Below are 14,251 nucleotides of genomic sequence, written 5' to 3'. Positions count from 1 at the left end.
ATGCAGACAGCCGGGCATAATGCACGAGGCCCGTTCGGCGTGGCGCGAGCCGCGACCGGGCCGTGCCGGGCTACCCGACGCCTACGCCGATCCCGTATCAAATACTGAACCTCAACCCGTCAATCCCATGCAAGTACTCGTCGTTGGAACCGGCAAGCTGGCCAATGAGCTGCTTGGCTCGCACAAGCTCGACCCGGCAACCTGTCGCGTGATGTCCTGGTCGGACCGTGCACGAACCGGCGAACGGCATAGCGACGCCCGACGTAACGACGCCCGATCGATCGTCGTGCATGCCGGCTCCGGCCGCGAACTCCCCGCCGCGATCGCGTTTTGCGAGGCCACCGCGTCGCCGCTCGTCGAACTGTCCACCGGCTCCGACCTCGAAACCGGAACGCACGGCTTCCCGGTCGTGCTGTGTCCGAACACGAACATCCTGATGCTCAAGTTCATGAGCATGCTGGAAACCAGCGGCCACCTGTTTCGCGACTGCGAGATCAGCCTGACGGAGTCGCATCAGGCAGGCAAGACGTCCGTCCCCGGCACGGCCGTCGGCATCGGCCAGTCGCTCGGCGTGCGGCCGGAAGACATCCGCTCCGTGCGCGACCCGGACGTGCAGCGCAGCGAATTCGCGATCCCCGACGATCAGCTCGGCCGCCATGCGGTTCACCGGATACGCATTGACGACGGCGCGTGCAGCCTGCAGTTCGAATCGCGCGTGTACGGTGCGACGCCCTATGCGGATGGCGTGTCGCGCATCGTCGAAGCCGTCCGCCAGCACGATCTCGAGAACCGCCGCTATTCGATCGTCGAGTTCATCCGCAACGGCTGGTTGTAGTCGCGGCGACGTGCGGCGGACCTGCGACGGTGCCGCCACCGGAACCTGCCGGCCGCGGTCCCGCCACGGCCACGACGGATGCCGGTTCGACACCGCCGTCACACGTCTCCCAGCACCGCGCCGCTCTCCGGCAAGGTCGCACCGCCGTCGACGACGATCGTCTGCCCCGTGATGTACGCAGCATCATCCGAGGCGAGAAACAGCATCGCGTTCGCGATGTCCTCCGGCTCGCCCATCCGCGCGAGCGGAATGTCGCGCGCGATCTGCGCCGCGACCGACGCGTCGCCGAGATTGCCGGCCGCCGGCGTGCGAATCATCCCCGGCTCGACACCGTTGACCGTCACGTTGCGGCGCGCAAGCTCCAGCGCCGCCGCGCGAATGAAGCCGTTCACGCCGGCCTTCGACGCCGCGTAGTGCGCGAGCCCCGGATAGGCGACGCGCGGCCCCGTCACCGACGATGTGACGAGCAGCCGCCCGGCCCCCGCGCGCTCGAATGCGGGCAGCGCGGCCTGCGCGAGCCAGAACAGCGCCGACAGGTTGACCGACAGCGTCCGCTCGAGCGTCGGCTCGTCGATCTGCGTGAACGGCGTCAGCGGAAAATACGCGGCGTTGTGGACGACGACATCGAGCCGGCCGCCGTCGCGCTCGACCGCTGCGACCAGCGCGCCCAGTTCGTCGCGGCTGGCGGCGTCCACCCGATACGCGCGCGCAGCGCCGCCCGCGCCGGCGAGCGCATCGCCCTGCGCGGCGGCGGCCTCGCCGTTCAGGTCGGCGAGCGCGACGAACGCGCCGGATTCCGCGAAACGGCGAGCGATCGCCGCGCCGATCCCTTGCGCGGCGCCCGTGACGAGCACGACGCGCCCGCTGAAATCCGCACGCAGTCGGCCGCTGCCCGGCACGGCATTCATCGCTGCGCCTCGCCGCCGAGCGGATGCGCGGTTTCGTTCAGCACCTGCGCATGGGCGCCGATCTGGAAGTTCGACAGCGTGCCGAAATCGCCGCCGTGGTAGCCGAAGATCTTGCCGTCGGTCTTGCGCTGAGCAAGATCGATCAGCACGACGCCGAGCGTCGGCACCACTTTTTCGCGCCACACGAACAGATACAGCGCGTCGTCGATCCGGAAGTAATGGCAGCGGTCGACATCGGCCAGCCCGCCTTCGACGCCCTGCAGGCACTGCCACGCGTAGAAGTTCTCGTTCAGGTAGATGTGCTCGTAGCATTCGGTCGGGCTGTAGCGGTACATCGTCCGCTTGCCGATCAGCTCGCGCGTCGGCCCGTGCAGCGGCCCCGGCCGTGCGTGACCGCCGAGCGTGCCGTGCCGGAATTCCGCGTCGACCGCCGTCAGCGGCAGCCCGCGCGCGACGCGCGTGAACGCGTCGATGCGCGTGTCGGCTTCGGTCGGCAGCACGCCGACGACCGACGTCCATACGCGGCTGTCGAGATCGATCACGAGACTGACCGACGTCGCGCGCGCGGCCGTGTCGATGTAGTCGACGAAGTACAGCGCGTCGCGCAGCCGCGTCACGCGGCACGGCTCGCGGCCGCTCGCGTCGGTCGCCGCGTCGCGCCACTGCAGCGCGCCCTGCTCGAACGTATAGACGCGCCACGCGCCCGATGCATCGCCGAGCGCCAGCGTACGCCCGGCGAGCGCGTCGACGGGCGCGAGGATGTTCGCTTCCGGCGCGAAGCCGTCCGCGAGCGCGCCAACCTGAATGAATACCGGATCCTGTCGTTCCACCTGCCGCCTCCCGCGCAGCTTCAGGCCCGGCGGGCCGTGTACGCTGCTCATGTGCACATGGTGCGGGCTGCGCGCGGCGCGCGGTATCGGCCAAAAGGATGAAGGGCGCGCGGCGCCGGAACGCGCTAAAGTGCACGTGATCCGCGCCGCACCCGGCGCGAGGAGCGCACATGCACCGTGTCACCCACTACCGACGGACCGGCGAAGGCATCGAGGCGATCAGCCTCGAATCCGACCGCGCGTTTCCGCGCCACGCGCACGACGAATTCGGGGTCGGCGTGATCGTGAGCGGCGCGCACCGGTCGTGGAGCGGCCGCGGGCAGGTCGACGCGCTGGCCGGCGACGCGATCATGGTCAACCCGGGCGAAATGCACGACGGCTCGCCGATCGATGCCGGCACGGGCCGGCGCTGGCGGATGCTGTACCTCGCGCCCGCGCTGGTCGCGGGCGTCGCGGCGGAAGAAGGCCTCGGCGGCGTCGAGCTTGCGCATCCGGCGGTGCGCGACGCGCGGCTCACGGCCGCCGTCGGCCGGTTGCATGCGCGCATCGTCGCCGGGGAAACCCAGCCGCTCGCCCGCGACGAGGCGCTGGTGATGCTCGTCGCCGGGTTGCTCGCCCGGCACGCAAACCGCACGCTTCCGGCGGCCGGCGTCGCGCCGGCGATCCGTATCGCCCGCGAACGGCTCGACGCGGCGCCGTCCGCGCCCGTTTCGCTCGCCGAACTGGCCGACCTGAGCGGCGTGAGCCGCTTCCAGTTGCTGCGCGGGTTTGCACGCGAACTCGGTATCACGCCGCACGCGTACCTGATCCAGTCGCGCGCGCGGCTGGCGCGCGCGCTGCTCGCCAACGGCCTGCCGATCGCGGATGCCGCGGCCGAAGCCGGCTTTGCCGATCAGAGCCACCTGACGCGCGCATTCGCGCGCCAGTTCGGAATCACGCCGGGGCGGTTTACGCAGGCCGGTTGACGCCACTGGCGTCCGCGCGCAACGCGATCGAACGCGGGTCCCGCGTCGACGATGGTGGCTGACGCTGCTGCTGCGGCATCGGCTGACGCCAACACTGACGCACGCTCGCAAGGCGGCCCCACGCACCGCACTCGCCACGCCCTCCCTCCCGCCCGCTGCAATTTCATTCAAGACGCGCACCGCCGCCGTACGCGACGATGCGCGCATGAAAACACGACTGATTGGCTATCTCTATCTCGCCGCCGCGATGGCGGGCGTCGGCAGCACCGTCATCGCGAGCCGTCTCGCGGCCGGCGGCCTGCCGCCGTTCGCGGCCACGGCGCTGCGCTTCCTGATCGCGACGCCGCTGCTGTTCGCGCTGATGCGCGCGCAGCGAATGCGCTGGCCGCGCATTTCCCCACGCGACGCCGTGCTGCTCGTCATCCAGGCCGCGGCGGGCGGCGTCGGTTATACGGTGCTGCTGATCAGCGGCACGAAGCTGTCGTCGCCGCTCGATGCGGGCGTGATGCTCGGCACGCTGCCGGCGATGTCGACGCTGATCGCGGCTGTCGTGCTGCGCGAGCGGCAGACGCCGCGCGACTGGGTGGCTGCCGCGCTCGCCACGGCCGGCGTGCTGTTCGTCACGTTCGCGCCCGGCCAGACGATGCCGTCGCTCCAGACGCTTGCCGGCGATGCGCTGGTGCTGGCCGCCGTCGCGTGCGAAGCCGTCTTCATCCTGCTGAACCGGCGGGTTGCCGCACCGTTGCCGCCGCTCGCGCTGTCCACCGCGATGTCGGGCCTCGGCTTCGTGCTCGCCGTCGTGCCGGCCGCGTTCGAATGGCGCGCGGCGGCGACCGGCTGGACCGTCGGCGCCGTGTCGGCAATTGTCTACTACGCGCTGGTGCCGACCGTGCTCGGCTACCTGTGCTGGTATGCGGGCTCCGCGCGCACGAGCGGCACCGAGGCCGCGCTGTTCACGGCGGTCGCGCCGGTCTCGGCCGTGCTGTTCGCGGTCGCGCTGTTCGGCGAGACGCTGACCGGCACGCGTGTCGCCGGCATCGCGCTCGTCGTCGCGGGCATGCTCGTCGGCGCGACGCGGCGGCGCGAACCGCCCGCGCGTGCACGCGATGCGCAACCGGCGAACTCGGTACAGCCGGCCAGTCCCGCGCCGTCGGCGCAAACCGCCGCCGACTGATCCGAATTCGTGCTCATCTCGTTGTTGAAGAAGTCCAGGCCGGTCGATCCCCGCGTTCGCGCGACGCCGCCGGCAACTGTAGGAATGTGTCCGCGCGCGGCAAAACCGTTGCGCACCACCGCGCAAGATGCAATATTCGCGTGGCCGGAACCTTTGACAACCATCGAACAACAAGCCGCCAAGCAATGAACAGGAAGGACGCCAAAACAAGAATCGCGGTGCTGCTGTCCGCGGGAACGAGGAAGGCCGACGTACTGGCCGAGCTGTCCGGACAGGGGCTCAAGGATCGCGTGATCGCAAGCCTGATCGCGTCGCGCCCCGATCCGGAACGCTGTCGCAAGAACAAGGTGCACACCTGGATCCTGGTCGCGCTCGGCACCCTCCAGCTGGCGATCAGCCTGATGCTCGCGTATTACTTCTCCGCCGCTGCCGGCGATCTAGGCGTGTCGGGCGCGCTCGGCAATGGCCTCGTCGTGGTGTTCCTCGCGCTGACCGTGCCGCTGTCGCTGCTGTTCATCTGGGGCTTCGCGACCCATCGCGTCGGCGCGTATCACGCGTTCATACTGCTGTCGCTGCTGCAGTTGCCGAAGACCGTCGCCGAGCTCGGACGCGATCCGTCGACCGCGCTGCCGGGCCTTGCGGTCACGCTGGTGCTGGTGGGCTACGTCTGGTTCGTGCGCAACCGGATGTTCCCCGACTACGGCTGGTTCACGCCGCGCAAGGTCGAAGGCCGCTACGCGTTCGTCGAACACGCCTGACGCCGCCGGCGTCAACGCCACGCCGCCCCCAAAAAAAGCGCCGGGCCGCCCCGCAATCGCGGGACGGCCCGGCGCTTTCTGCATTCCGGAACCGGTCGGCTTACTTGGCCTTTTCGGCCGTATCGCTGATCGCCTGGCCACCCTTCGAAATGTCCTGGCCCACGCCGGCGACCGTATTGCAGCCGGCGAGTGCGGCGCTCACAACCAGCAACATTGCAGCAATCGTACGCGTCATTCTCATTCTCCTTCGAATCAACAAGCCCGACCGGGCGAATCGTTTGCGGCATGGCGCCCTGCCGATGCAGGACACGGGGCCTGACCTGATTATACGGAGGCGGACGCCGCGCGCCAGTGCGAGCCCGTCGAGTGTCACACGCACCGCACAGCCCGATCGCGCAGATTTTCCTTGACTTCAGTGCGCCAGGAACTAATATACGCACCGCGTATATTTTCCGCCAGGAGCCGCCGATGACCGTTCCCCAGCAAGCCTTCCTCCGCGACGCGATGCGCCGCCTCAACATGACTCGCGAAGCGTTCGCCAATCGAATCGGCGTCAGCCGGCGCGCACTGGATACCTGGCTGCTGCCCGACGATTCGCAGGAATCGCGCGGGATGCCCGAGATCGTCGAGCGCTTCGTGTCGGAAATCGTCGAGCGTTCGGCACCGGAAGGCGGGGTCTATACGCAAAGCGTAGACAACCAGGGGCTCGCGAAGCAATTCCTGTTCGAAGGCAAACCGCAACTGCTGTCGGTCGACCAGTTCTCGCGGGAATCGGTCGAGGCACTGTTTCGCGTGGCTGACGTGATGCAGCCGATCGCGCGGCGCCACAAGATTTCGCGCGTGCTGGAAGGCGCCGTGCTCGGCAACCTGTTCTTCGAGGCCAGCACGCGCACGCGCGTATCGTTCGGCGCGGCGTTCTGCCGGCTCGGCGGCTCGGTGTGCGACACGACGGGCTTCACGTTCTCGTCGATGGCCAAGGGCGAATCGATCTACGACACGAGCCGCGTGATGGCCGGCTACGTCGACGCGCTCGTGATCCGCCACCCGGAGAAAGGCTCGGTGGCCGAGTTCGCGCGCGCGACCAACCTGCCCGTGATCAACGGCGGCGACGGCCCCGGCGAGCACCCGAGCCAGGCGCTGCTCGATCTCTATACGATCCAGCGCGAGTTCTCGCGGCTGGGCAAGATCGTCGACGGCGCGCACATCGCGCTGGTCGGCGATCTCAAGTACGGCCGCACCGTGCACTCGCTCGTCAAGCTGCTCGCGCTGTACCGCGGGCTCAAGTTCACGCTCGTGTCGCCGCCGATGCTCGAGATGCCGGCCTACATCGTCGACCAGATCTCGACGAACGGCCATGTGGTCGAACAGACGACCGACCTCGCGGCCGGGCTGCGCGGCGCGGACGTCGTCTACGCGACGCGGATCCAGAAGGAGCGCTTCACCGACGAATCGTTCGAAGGCTATACGCCGGATTTCCAGATCAACCAGGCGCTCGTCGACTCGGTCTGCAAGCCCGACACGCTGATCATGCACCCGCTGCCGCGCGACAGCCGGCCGGGCGCGAACGACCTGTCGGTCGACCTGAACCGCGACCCGCGCCTCGCGATCTTCCGGCAGACCGACAACGGCATTCCGGTGCGGATGGCGATCTTCGCGGTGCTGCTCGGCGTCGAGAACCTCGTCCAGCATTCGATGCGCGACGCGACGTGGCGCCCGCCGGCTTATCTCGGGCCGGAGGACGCGGTGTTTCACGGAATCGATTAAGTCGCGCCGGGGGCTCGCGCCCGCCCGCCATCGCTTCACGGGCCGGGCGCGCTTGCCTGACGCAGAACGCGCCGTGTTGCACGGCGCGTTTCCAATTCCAGCGCAGGTGATGGGTGCCAGAAACCGGGCGCTACCGCGCCCACGGATCGATCACGCGAAGCCCCACCGCCTCGAACGGCGCGACATCGCGCGTGGCCACGATCAGGCCGTTCGCCTCGGCCGTGGCGGCGATAAAACAATCGACAGGCGCGATCGCGCTACCTGCGACGCGGGCCCGAGCCCGAAGGCTCGCATACGCTTTGCTCGCCGCATCGTCGAACGGCAGGATTCGGCCTCGAAACAGCGGCACGACACGTCGCTCGATGCTTTGATGCAGCCACTCGCGCCTGCGCCCTTCCGGCAATACAGCCACGCCGAATCGCATCTCCGCGAGACTGATTGCAGCCAGAAACAGCGTCTCGACGTTCTGGGCATCGAGCCACTCGATCACGGTCGCGCTCGGCTCGCGTCGCAGCGGTTCGGAAATGACATTCGTATCAACAAGGATCATTCGAAGCTCATCGGATCGGTTGACGTCTTGTCGCGCTGGACGTCGAAATCGACTCCTCCAGCCTCCCGCCCGATTTCCGCCAGCAACGTTCCCAGCTTGAGCCGCCCACCCGGCAGGACGGCCTGCTCGAGAATGTCACGTACCTCAGCTTCGGTGCTGCGCCCGTGCTGGGCCGCGCGAACCCGAAGCGCGCGATGCACTTCATCGGGCAAATTTCGAACGGTGATCACCGGCATGATGCGCCTCGCATTGAATTGCTTTCAATGCAGTCATATTAGCACCTTGCTGTCACACCAAGTCAATCACGACACAGCCACTCTACCCGGCCCGACGAGCCCGTCATATCTAGCTATTCGGCCACTCCTCACGTCCCAACCACCCCATAACATTCGTCAACAATCTCCTTACAAACACAAACAAGAACGCTTCTCATTCAACAAAAAATTACATAGAATGCCGGCTGAAAACAAATCGTAATAATTCCCGGCGGCATGCACATTTCCGTAGCACATCTCCCCCGGGGCCACATCGCGAGGTCCAAGCGCACCATGAAGTCCCGTTCCGACGAGTTGAAGCTCGGCAAATTCACCACCCTGTGCAGCGTGCTCGCCGCGAGCCCTGCATTCGCCGACGGCGCGCCGCCGCCGCCCCCGTCCAGCACCGAAGGCCATCTCGCGCCGATCGAGATCCAGGGCAAGACCGAGCACAGCTACAAGGCCGACTTTTCCGCTTCCGCGAAATTCACCGCGCCGCTCGTCGACACGCCGAAATCCGTCACCGTGATTCCGCAGGAACTGATCCGGAACAGCGGCGCGTCGACGCTGACCGAAGCGCTGCGCACCGTGCCCGGCATCACGTTCGGCGCCGGCGAAGGCGGCAACCCGCTCGGCGACCGTCCGTTCATCCGCGGCTACGACACGCAGGGCAGCATGTTCGTCGACGGCATGCGCGACACGGGCGCCACGACGCGCGAGATCTTCAACACCGAACGCGTCGAGATCACCAAGGGTTCCGACGGCGCGTACGGCGGCCGCGGCGGCGCCGGCGGCAGCATCAACCTGATCACGAAGGCCCCGCACCTCGGCACGACGGCCAGTGCGAGCGCCGGCCTCGGCACCGACCGCTACCGCCGCTTCACGGCCGACGGCAACTGGCAGTTCGCCGATCACGCCGCATTCCGCCTGAACCTGATGAGCCACAACAACGACGTCGCCGGCCGCGACGCCGTCAACAACGAGCGCTGGGGCGTCGCGCCGTCGATCGCGTTCGGCCTCGGCACGCCGACGCGCGTGACCGCGAGCTACTACCACCTGTCGACCGACGACATGCCGGACGGCGGCATTCCGTACGTCTACGGCTTCAACATCCCGAAGGGCGTCACCGACGGCCCGGCAAACGTCGATCGCCACAACTTCTACGGGCTGATCGACCGCGACTTCCGCAAGACCACGTCGGACATCAGCACGATCAAGATCGAGCACGACATCACGTCGTCGCTGACGATCCGCAACACCACGCGTTACACGGAATCGACGCAGGACTACATCTGGACGCAGCCCGACGACAGCCAGGGCAACGTGGTGAACGGCAAGGTCTGGCGCCGCAACAACAACCGCAACAGCTCGATCAACAGCATCGCGAACCTGACCGAGCTGTTCGGCGAATTCCGCACCGGCCCGTTCAAGCACAGCTTCACGACCGGCATCGAGCTGACACGCGAATGGGGCAAGCGCGACACGTACAACGTCGCGACGGATAACGGCAAGATCTGCCAGAAGGGCATTGGCGCGGCATCGGGCTACAACTGCACGAGCCTCTGGTCGCCGAACCCGAACGATCCGTGGGCCGGCTCGATCACGCGCAACAACGACTACGCGCATGCCCGCACCACGACGAAGTCGATCTACGGCTTCGATACGATCGAGATCACGCCGCGCTGGCAGGTCAATGCCGGCGTGCGCGTCGACGACTACTCGACCCGCTTCACCGACACCAGGGCCAACGGCAGCAAAACCTATACGCGCGACGACACGCTCGTGAACTGGCAGGCCGGCCTCGTGTTCAAGCCCGCGCAGAACGGCAGCATCTACGCGTCGTATGCGACTTCGTCGACGCCGGCGGGCATGCTGCTCGGCGAAGGCAGCGAAACGCAGTCGCTCACGCCGGGCCGCGGCGGCGTCGGCCCGAACGCCGACCAGATGGCACCGGAAAAGAACCGCAGCATCGAGCTCGGCACGAAGTGGAACGTGCTGAACGACAAGCTCGCGCTGACCGCCGCGCTGTTCCAGATCGACACGACGAACGCGCGCGTGACGCTGCCGAACAACCAGTACGCGATGGTCGGCAACAAGCGCGTGCAGGGTCTCGAGCTCGGCGTCGCAGGGCAGATCACGAAGCAGTGGCAGGTGTTCGGCGGCTATACGTACATGAAGAGCGCGCTGCGCGACAACGGCAAGGATGCGGCGAACAACGGCAACCGCTTCCCGAACACGCCGAAGCACAGCCTCACGATGTGGTCGAACTACGACGTGACGCCGAAGTTCACGGTCGGCGGCGGCGCGTTCTACATGTCGGAAGTATTCGGCGACCCCGCGAACCTGCGCGCCGTGCCGTCGTACTGGCGCTTCGATGCGATGGCGCAGTACCGGATCAACAAGAAGCTCGACCTGCAATTGAACGTGAACAACCTGTTCAACCGCACGTACTTCGACCAGGCGTATCCGGCGCACTACGCGTCGATCGCACCGGGCCGCTCGGCGTTCGTCACGCTGAACGCGCGCTACTGATCGATGGAGTCCGTGTCGCTGAAGGCGCTCGCGTCGGTATCGCCGCGCGAGTTCGCCAATATCCTGGCCGGGCCGCCCGAGCGCGCCGCCGCGTGGGTCGCGGCGGCGGCCGACAACGGCATCGTCGATGCGCAGGCCGTCTACGGGCAGTACCTGCTCGACGGCCATGGCGTCGCGCGCGATCCGGCTGCCGCGTTCGGCTGGTTCCGGCACGCCGCGCGGGCCGGCCACCCGATGGCGATGAACATGCTCGGCCGCTGCTACGAGTTCGGCTGGGGCACCGCCGCGTGCGCGCCGGTCGCCGTGTACTGGTACCGGCTCGCCGCGCAGGCGGGGCTCGACTGGGGCATGTACAACTATGCGACGGCGCTCGCGCTCGGCAACGGCGTCGACGAGAACCGCGCCGACGCGCTCGACTGGTTCCGCCGCGCGGCTGCGCTCGGTCATGCGAAATCGATCAACCTGATCGGCGGCTTCTACGAGGACGGTTGGGCTGTGCCGGTCGACCACGACGCCGCGTTCGACCACTATCGCCGCGCGGCCGTTGCCGGCGACTTCCGCGGCCAGTTCAACTTTGCGCGGCTGCTCGCCGAGCGCGGGCGCATCGACGAAGCGCTCGTCTGGCTCGCGCGCGTGCCGGCCACCGCAACGCCCGCGTTCATCGCGAAGATGCGCGCGTATCTCGCGTCGTCGCCGATCGACGCGCTTCGCTCGGCGGCGCTGCAACTGCCGCCGCATGCAATGGAATCCGCATCATGATGCTTCATATCCCCGGCGTATTGACCAAGCCGCAGGTCGCGCAATGCCGCGACCTGATCGATGCGGCCGACTGGGTCGACGGCAACGCGACGTCCGGCGCACAGTCGGCGCTTGCCAAACGCAACCGGCAATTGCCGGAAGGCTCGCCGGCCGCGCGCGCGGTCGGCGACGCGATCCAGGATGCGCTCGCGCGCCATCCGCTGTTCTTTTCGGCGGCACTGCCGCTCAAGGTGTTTCCACCGCTGTTCAACCGCTATGAAGGCGGCGAGACGTTCGGCACGCACGTCGACAATGCGATCCGGCTGCTGCGCGGCACGGATTTCCGCGTGCGCAGCGATCTGTCGGCGACGCTGTTTCTCGAGGAACCCGATGCGTACGACGGCGGCGAGCTGTGTGTCGAGGATACCTACGGCGTGCATCGCGCGAAGCTGCCGGCCGGCGATCTCGTGCTGTATCCGGCGTCGAGCCTGCATCACGTGACGCCCGTTACGCGCGGCGAGCGCGTCGCGTCGTTCTTCTGGATCCAGAGCATGGTGCGCGACGATGCCGACCGCACGCTGCTGTTCCAGCTCGATACGCAGATTCAGCAGCTCTCCGCGGACAAAGGTGCGCACGACCGGGGCGTGATCGCGCTCACCGGGATCTATCACAACCTGCTGAGACGGTGGGCGGATGCCTGAGCCATCTGGCGGGGCCCGCAAGGTCCTGAAACGCGTGCCCCCTTTCGGCCAAGCCAGTCCACCGTCCAACACAGCCGCCTTATGCCCGCTGCAGGAGATCGATCGCCTTGTCTGCATCGTCCGCCGAATCGACCGCGAAATAGGCAATGAACTGGGAACCCAGTACGGCGGCCGAGACGCCACGGAGATTGATCGCGCCGTCCGCGAGCATCTGGGCCAGTTGCCCGATGATGCCCATTTGATCCAAACCCATTACGCGGACGGAGTGAACGCTCGGGGTGACGCTGAACCCCACCTGCGTGGCCGCGCGAATCACCGCGTCTCCCTGCAGTGGCGCGACAAACACGACGCCCTTGCCCGGCGTCTCCGATGTGCGGCGTGCAACGATGAACTGCAAGTCTGCGCCGGCAGTCCGCAGCGCGCTTAATACTGTCGCGAGGCCGCCCGGCTTGTCCTCGATGGTCGCCGCCCAGACATCGACACGTTCTACGCTCAGTTCCATGGCAGTCCCTCCCGCCTGAGAACCCCGATAGAAAAAATCTAGGTCACAGCAAGCACGCGAGCAAGGCGCACAGCGTCTTCCGGCCCCCAGCATCGACACCCCTGTCGCGCTTTGCATGCATCGGGTGACGCCTGACCTCGCGACTTGCCTTCCTCCGCCGCACCGCCATAAAATGACCATCGTCAAATGACCATGCTCATATCATGATGCCGCACGCTCCCGTTTCGAAATCCGAATTCAAGGCTCGCGCACTCGAATACTTCCGGCTCGTCGAGTCGTCGGGCGAAAGCCTGATCGTCACCGATCACGGCAAGCCGACGCTCGAGATCCGGCCGTATCACGCACGCGAGGCTCAGCCGTTGGACATATTGCGCGGCTCGGTCATGCGCTACGACAATCCTGTCGATCCGATTGCGGAAGATGATTGGGAGGCGTCGCGGTGATCGTGCTGGATACGCATGCATTGGTGTGGTGGGTGGCGGGCGATCCTTCGCTCAGCAAGAAAGCGCGAAGTGCGATCGACCGCGCGCGGGGCGAAGGCGCACTCGCCGCATCCACGATCTCCGCGTGGGAGATTGCGATGCTGGTGCGCAACGACCGTCTCGCACTGACGATGGATGTCGACGCGTGGCTCGCCACCGTCGCGCAGATCGACGGCATGCGCTTCGTGCCCGTCGACGCCGACATCGCCGCGAAATCCACTGCGCTACCCGGCACGTTCCACAAGGATCCGGCCGACCGGATGATCGTCGCCACCGCGCGGCGGCTCGGCGCACCGCTCGTCACCCGCGACGAAAAAATCCGCGCTTACGCGCACGTAAAGACGCTCTGGTAAGCGTCGCCCGCCCACGGGTCAAACCGCAGCGCATCCTCCGCCGGACTCTGGCATATTGGCGATTCGTCTGACCAAAATGACCAGGATCGGCCACCTGCGGCGGAGCACGCGTCCCGGGCGGCCCGCTCACGGCCCGCAACCGTCATCGCGCCACCTCACTCGCCATCGTGATACCGCTCTCCGATCCCGTTGTCCGGTCGATCGCCCTGATGGAGTCGCACGAAGGGTTCGTCGATCTCGCCACGTTCGATGAACGCATCGCCGTCGACCTCTCGCGCAGCGTCGTTTCGAACCCGAGTCCGCATTTCCTGAAGGTACGCAGCGGTGTCGCCGAACGGCTGGTTGCCGCCGCGCACACGCTCCCCGATGGCCTGCGCCTTTACGTGAAGGAAGGCTATCGTCCGCTCTCGCTTCAGCGCGAATACTTCACCGGCCATCTCGCGCAATTGCGTGCGACGCTGAATCCGCTGCCGTCCGACGACGCGCTGTACGAACTCGCGAGCCACTACGTCGCGCCACCCGAGGTCGCGGGTCACCCGACCGGCGCTGCCGTCGACCTGACGTTGATGTCCGCCGACGGCGCCGAGCTCGACATGGGTTGCATACTCGACGCCACCGACCAGGAATCGTCCGGGCCGTGCTACACGCACAACGCATTCATCAGCCGTACGGCCGCGCGCAACCGCCACGTACTGATCGCCGCCCTGACCGGCGCCGGCTTCACGAATTACCCGTCCGAATGGTGGCACTGGTCGTTCGGCGACCGCTATTGGGCCGTCATGCAGCGGGAATCGCACGCGATTTACGGCCCCGTCGAGGAAAACATGCTCGACGAAGGTGCGCGATGACAGTCTTTCCGACTTGACGGGCGCGACTCGGTAACATCCTCACTTGCCGATCCCCGC

At 67.1% G+C, this 14,251-nt stretch carries 17 protein-coding genes; 11 read left to right on the top strand and 6 right to left on the bottom strand.

The window, feature by feature from the left end:
- Positions 1–127 precede the first annotated feature (127 nt).
- A complete protein-coding gene (locus BT264_RS26830; RefSeq protein ID WP_072442385.1) occupies positions 128–835 on the top strand; it encodes a dihydrodipicolinate reductase C-terminal domain-containing protein in 708 nt (235 codons plus the stop codon).
- A gap of 98 nt (positions 836–933) precedes the next feature.
- On the opposite strand, the gene BT264_RS26825 is transcribed toward BT264_RS26830, so the two are convergent.
- Positions 934–1,743: an SDR family oxidoreductase gene (locus BT264_RS26825; protein WP_072442383.1), complete on the bottom strand. Its 810-nt coding sequence runs from the start codon at positions 1,741–1,743 to the stop codon at positions 934–936.
- Positions 1,740–2,624, bottom strand: a complete 885-nt coding sequence (locus BT264_RS26820) for a molybdenum cofactor biosynthesis F family protein (protein ID WP_371287116.1) — start codon at positions 2,622–2,624, stop codon at positions 1,740–1,742. Before BT264_RS26820 ends, BT264_RS26825 begins: the two co-directional genes overlap by 4 nt.
- Before the next feature lie 119 nt (positions 2,625–2,743).
- Between BT264_RS26820 and BT264_RS26815 the strand changes: the two genes are divergently transcribed.
- The 3 genes from BT264_RS26815 (at position 2,744) to BT264_RS26805 (ending at position 5,470) form a co-directional block, all read left to right on the top strand.
- A complete protein-coding gene (locus tag BT264_RS26815) occupies positions 2,744–3,538 on the top strand; it encodes an AraC family transcriptional regulator (protein ID WP_072442381.1) in 795 nt (264 codons plus the stop codon).
- 205 nt (positions 3,539–3,743) lie between these two features.
- Positions 3,744–4,712: a DMT family transporter gene (locus BT264_RS26810; RefSeq protein ID WP_072442379.1), complete on the top strand. Its 969-nt coding sequence runs from the start codon at positions 3,744–3,746 to the stop codon at positions 4,710–4,712.
- 185 nt (positions 4,713–4,897) lie between these two features.
- Positions 4,898–5,470: a permease gene (locus tag BT264_RS26805; protein ID WP_072442377.1), complete on the top strand. Its 573-nt coding sequence runs from the start codon at positions 4,898–4,900 to the stop codon at positions 5,468–5,470.
- Positions 5,471–5,570: 100 nt separating this feature from the next.
- Here BT264_RS26805 and BT264_RS26800 read toward each other — a convergent pair whose 3' ends face one another.
- Positions 5,571–5,705 carry an entericidin A/B family lipoprotein gene (locus BT264_RS26800; RefSeq protein WP_072442375.1) on the bottom strand — a complete coding sequence of 45 codons (135 nt, stop codon included), beginning with the start codon at positions 5,703–5,705 and terminating at the stop codon, positions 5,571–5,573.
- A 233-nt stretch (positions 5,706–5,938) separates the two neighbouring features.
- Between BT264_RS26800 and BT264_RS26795 the strand changes: the two genes are divergently transcribed.
- The gene (locus tag BT264_RS26795) at positions 5,939–7,234 is read left to right on the top strand and encodes an aspartate carbamoyltransferase (RefSeq protein WP_072442374.1); all 1,296 of its coding nucleotides are present in this window, start codon (positions 5,939–5,941) and stop codon (positions 7,232–7,234) included.
- Positions 7,235–7,364: 130 nt separating this feature from the next.
- On the opposite strand, the gene BT264_RS26790 is transcribed toward BT264_RS26795, so the two are convergent.
- Both BT264_RS26790 and BT264_RS26785 read right to left on the bottom strand, forming a co-directional pair.
- The gene (locus BT264_RS26790) at positions 7,365–7,784 is read right to left on the bottom strand and encodes a type II toxin-antitoxin system VapC family toxin (protein WP_072442372.1); all 420 of its coding nucleotides are present in this window, start codon (positions 7,782–7,784) and stop codon (positions 7,365–7,367) included.
- Positions 7,781–8,020 carry a FitA-like ribbon-helix-helix domain-containing protein gene (locus BT264_RS26785; RefSeq protein ID WP_072442370.1) on the bottom strand — a complete coding sequence of 80 codons (240 nt, stop codon included), beginning with the start codon at positions 8,018–8,020 and terminating at the stop codon, positions 7,781–7,783. Before BT264_RS26785 ends, BT264_RS26790 begins: the two co-directional genes overlap by 4 nt.
- A 312-nt stretch (positions 8,021–8,332) precedes the next feature.
- On the opposite strand from BT264_RS26785, the gene BT264_RS26780 reads away from it, so the two are divergent.
- From BT264_RS26780 to BT264_RS26770, 3 genes are read left to right on the top strand one after another with little or no spacing between them, the layout of a single operon-like run.
- Positions 8,333–10,570, top strand: coding sequence for a TonB-dependent receptor (locus tag BT264_RS26780; protein ID WP_072442368.1), 2,238 nt, complete (start codon positions 8,333–8,335; stop codon positions 10,568–10,570).
- Positions 10,571–10,573: 3 nt separating this feature from the next.
- Positions 10,574–11,329: a tetratricopeptide repeat protein gene (locus tag BT264_RS26775; protein WP_072442367.1), complete on the top strand. Its 756-nt coding sequence runs from the start codon at positions 10,574–10,576 to the stop codon at positions 11,327–11,329.
- Positions 11,326–12,009 (top strand): Fe2+-dependent dioxygenase, encoded by a 684-nt coding sequence (locus BT264_RS26770; RefSeq protein ID WP_072442365.1) that lies wholly within the window; start codon positions 11,326–11,328, stop codon positions 12,007–12,009. The genes BT264_RS26775 and BT264_RS26770 overlap by 4 nt, the downstream gene beginning before the upstream one ends.
- Positions 12,010–12,088: 79 nt before the next feature.
- On the opposite strand, the gene BT264_RS26765 is transcribed toward BT264_RS26770, so the two are convergent.
- Positions 12,089–12,511: an ACT domain-containing protein gene (locus BT264_RS26765; RefSeq protein ID WP_034180480.1), complete on the bottom strand. Its 423-nt coding sequence runs from the start codon at positions 12,509–12,511 to the stop codon at positions 12,089–12,091.
- A 203-nt stretch (positions 12,512–12,714) separates the two neighbouring features.
- Between BT264_RS26765 and BT264_RS26760 the strand changes: the two genes are divergently transcribed.
- The 3 genes from BT264_RS26760 to BT264_RS26750 all read left to right on the top strand — a co-directional run bounded on the left by BT264_RS26760 (position 12,715) and on the right by BT264_RS26750 (position 14,194).
- Positions 12,715–12,954 (top strand): type II toxin-antitoxin system Phd/YefM family antitoxin, encoded by a 240-nt coding sequence (locus tag BT264_RS26760; protein WP_034180481.1) that lies wholly within the window; start codon positions 12,715–12,717, stop codon positions 12,952–12,954.
- Positions 12,951–13,346, top strand: coding sequence for a type II toxin-antitoxin system VapC family toxin (locus tag BT264_RS26755; protein WP_072442511.1), 396 nt, complete (start codon positions 12,951–12,953; stop codon positions 13,344–13,346). Before BT264_RS26760 ends, BT264_RS26755 begins: the two co-directional genes overlap by 4 nt.
- Positions 13,347–13,555: 209 nt before the next feature.
- Positions 13,556–14,194 (top strand): M15 family metallopeptidase, encoded by a 639-nt coding sequence (locus BT264_RS26750; RefSeq protein ID WP_072442362.1) that lies wholly within the window; start codon positions 13,556–13,558, stop codon positions 14,192–14,194.
- Positions 14,195–14,251 lie beyond the last annotated feature (57 nt).

It is taken from the genome of Burkholderia sp. NFPP32, assembly GCF_900119325.1.
Taxonomy (GTDB): domain Bacteria; phylum Pseudomonadota; class Gammaproteobacteria; order Burkholderiales; family Burkholderiaceae; genus Burkholderia; species Burkholderia pyrrocinia_C.
Note: the sequence above shows the minus strand (reverse complement) of the source record. Positions and strands in the feature narration are given on the sequence as shown.

What these genes read in the sequence shown, in the direction of transcription:
- BT264_RS26830 (WP_072442385.1), top strand. Translation starts at nt 128, where the DNA reads ATGCAAGTACTCGTCGTTGGAACCGGCAAGCTGGCCAATGAGCTGCTT.
- BT264_RS26825 (WP_072442383.1), bottom strand. Translation starts at nt 1,743, where the DNA reads ATGAATGCCGTGCCGGGCAGCGGCCGACTGCGTGCGGATTTCAGCGGG.
- BT264_RS26820 (WP_371287116.1), bottom strand. Translation starts at nt 2,624, where the DNA reads ATGAGCAGCGTACACGGCCCGCCGGGCCTGAAGCTGCGCGGGAGGCGG.
- BT264_RS26815 (WP_072442381.1), top strand. Translation starts at nt 2,744, where the DNA reads ATGCACCGTGTCACCCACTACCGACGGACCGGCGAAGGCATCGAGGCG.
- BT264_RS26810 (WP_072442379.1), top strand. Translation starts at nt 3,744, where the DNA reads ATGAAAACACGACTGATTGGCTATCTCTATCTCGCCGCCGCGATGGCG.
- BT264_RS26805 (WP_072442377.1), top strand. Translation starts at nt 4,898, where the DNA reads ATGAACAGGAAGGACGCCAAAACAAGAATCGCGGTGCTGCTGTCCGCG.
- BT264_RS26800 (WP_072442375.1), bottom strand. Translation starts at nt 5,705, where the DNA reads ATGACGCGTACGATTGCTGCAATGTTGCTGGTTGTGAGCGCCGCACTC.
- BT264_RS26795 (WP_072442374.1), top strand. Translation starts at nt 5,939, where the DNA reads ATGACCGTTCCCCAGCAAGCCTTCCTCCGCGACGCGATGCGCCGCCTC.
- BT264_RS26790 (WP_072442372.1), bottom strand. Translation starts at nt 7,784, where the DNA reads ATGATCCTTGTTGATACGAATGTCATTTCCGAACCGCTGCGACGCGAG.
- BT264_RS26785 (WP_072442370.1), bottom strand. Translation starts at nt 8,020, where the DNA reads ATGCCGGTGATCACCGTTCGAAATTTGCCCGATGAAGTGCATCGCGCG.
- BT264_RS26780 (WP_072442368.1), top strand. Translation starts at nt 8,333, where the DNA reads ATGAAGTCCCGTTCCGACGAGTTGAAGCTCGGCAAATTCACCACCCTG.
- BT264_RS26775 (WP_072442367.1), top strand. Translation starts at nt 10,574, where the DNA reads ATGGAGTCCGTGTCGCTGAAGGCGCTCGCGTCGGTATCGCCGCGCGAG.
- BT264_RS26770 (WP_072442365.1), top strand. Translation starts at nt 11,326, where the DNA reads ATGATGCTTCATATCCCCGGCGTATTGACCAAGCCGCAGGTCGCGCAA.
- BT264_RS26765 (WP_034180480.1), bottom strand. Translation starts at nt 12,511, where the DNA reads ATGGAACTGAGCGTAGAACGTGTCGATGTCTGGGCGGCGACCATCGAG.
- BT264_RS26760 (WP_034180481.1), top strand. Translation starts at nt 12,715, where the DNA reads ATGATGCCGCACGCTCCCGTTTCGAAATCCGAATTCAAGGCTCGCGCA.
- BT264_RS26750 (WP_072442362.1), top strand. Translation starts at nt 13,556, where the DNA reads ATGGAGTCGCACGAAGGGTTCGTCGATCTCGCCACGTTCGATGAACGC.